The sequence below is a fragment of the Streptomyces sp. ADMS genome (assembly GCF_033441795.1).
Lineage (GTDB): Bacteria > Actinomycetota > Actinomycetes > Streptomycetales > Streptomycetaceae > Streptomyces.
The window spans coordinates 1-1374 of the sequence record NZ_JAVFVX010000307.1 but is presented as its reverse complement, the minus strand read 5'-3'; the positions used below and the strand labels follow the sequence as shown (position 1 = coordinate 1374).

Genomic DNA, 1374 nt, shown 5'->3' with positions numbered 1-1374 from the left:
CGTCGTCGGCGATGAACGCGACGCCGTCGCGCACGACGACGTCGGTGCCGAGGTAGTGCGTGAAGGGCCAGTCGGGGTTGACGGCCAGGCGGACCGGTAGGTCGGGGTCGAGGTTCTGAAGCTGGTGGAGCAGGTGGTTGACGGTCAGGTAGTGGGGCACGGGAACCTCCGAGCGTGAGATGGGCGGGCGAAGCGGTGCCGGAGGTGGAGCGTCAGCGGGCGTCGAGGCGGAGCAGGTCGCGCAAGACCTTCGGGCCGGTCGGGTTCGGCTTCGGGTGGCTCGCGAGGTGCCGCCTGCGGCACTCGTTGACATAGCCCTTGCCTGGGTTCTTCATCTGCCAGTCGCCGCACGAGCAGATGGCCTGGGTGTAGGCGCGGCCGGTGCAGCCGGGGTGGAGCGGCTTGCCGGAGCTGGTGTGCTTGTGCTCGGCTGGGCAGTCGGTGTCGTCGGCGTGGTGGTTGGTCAGCGGTGCGCGGTGATGCAAGAGGTCTCTCCTGGTGTGGGGCATGCCTGCCGGGATCAGGGGGTGCGGAGTTGTCTCTTCTCGGCGTGCCGTTGTGCGCGCCGGCGCAGGACCTTCGCCTTCGATCCGGTGGTGGAGGGATAGAGGTAGCAAGTGCAGGCTCTCCGGGCGTAGCGGCAGGCCCGGCGGAAGTTGGGGCGGGCGGCGCTGAGCATGCGTGCCACGATGACTCCTTCGCGCATTTGGGCCGGGCGGCGGTGCGGCGGTCTGGCCGTCGCTACTGAGCGGTGCGGGGACATGCGGCGACGAGCGCGGCGAGGAAACCGGCCACGGTCTCGGAGGGGGTGTCGAGGCCGAACTCCTGGACCCAGGGCTCGGCGTCGGCGGGGATGGCCCGGACCTGCCAGACGATGCCGCGCTTCCAGGCGGTGGTGTCTTCGGGGAGCCAGCCGACGTAGACGCGGCCGTCCGGGCTGGTGCAGTGCACGTTGGCCTCCGGGGTGTCGACGATTGCCCAGCCGAGTGCGCCGAGCAGTTCGAGCACTGGGCCCGCGCAGTGGTCGCTGGAGGGCCAGGCGCGTTCCTCCACGGTGGGACGGACGACAGCGGGCAGGAGGGTGCTGGAGGCGTTCACGGGTGGACGGTCCCTTCGTTGACCTGCGGTTTTTCCCGACACCCGTACGTTGACATGTGGTGTGCCGAAGTACGTAGTCGTTTCCGGGAAGGTGCTGTCTGCCGTGGGCGAACTGGCCTCCGAGGGTGAGGGACCGGCTGGCCGGGGAATGGATCGGCGCGGCCGGTTGTCGTAACTGGGTTACGGCGCAGGGCCGTACGGAGCCGGAGGGGGGAGCAGGGGTGGCGGAGTCGAGCAGGCACTGGGACGGTGCCGGGCTGGAGCGCAAGATCCGCA

General features: G+C 69.9%; 3 protein-coding genes. All 3 read right to left on the bottom strand.

Features of this window, described 5'->3' with window-relative positions; genetic code table 11:
• Positions 1-212: 212 nt before the first annotated feature.
• From RB628_RS40595 to RB628_RS40585, 3 genes are read right to left on the bottom strand one after another with little or no spacing between them, the layout of a single operon-like run.
• Complete coding sequence (locus RB628_RS40595; protein ID WP_318325663.1) at positions 213-485, bottom strand: hypothetical protein; 273 nt, start codon at positions 483-485, stop codon at positions 213-215.
• A gap of 35 nt (positions 486-520) precedes the next feature.
• The gene (locus tag RB628_RS40590; RefSeq protein ID WP_318325662.1) at positions 521-688 is read right to left on the bottom strand and encodes a hypothetical protein; all 168 of its coding nucleotides are present in this window, start codon (positions 686-688) and stop codon (positions 521-523) included.
• A 53-nt stretch (positions 689-741) separates the two neighbouring features.
• A complete protein-coding gene (locus tag RB628_RS40585; RefSeq protein ID WP_318325661.1) occupies positions 742-1098 on the bottom strand; it encodes a DUF317 domain-containing protein in 357 nt (118 codons plus the stop codon).
• Positions 1099-1374: the final 276 nt, after the last annotated feature.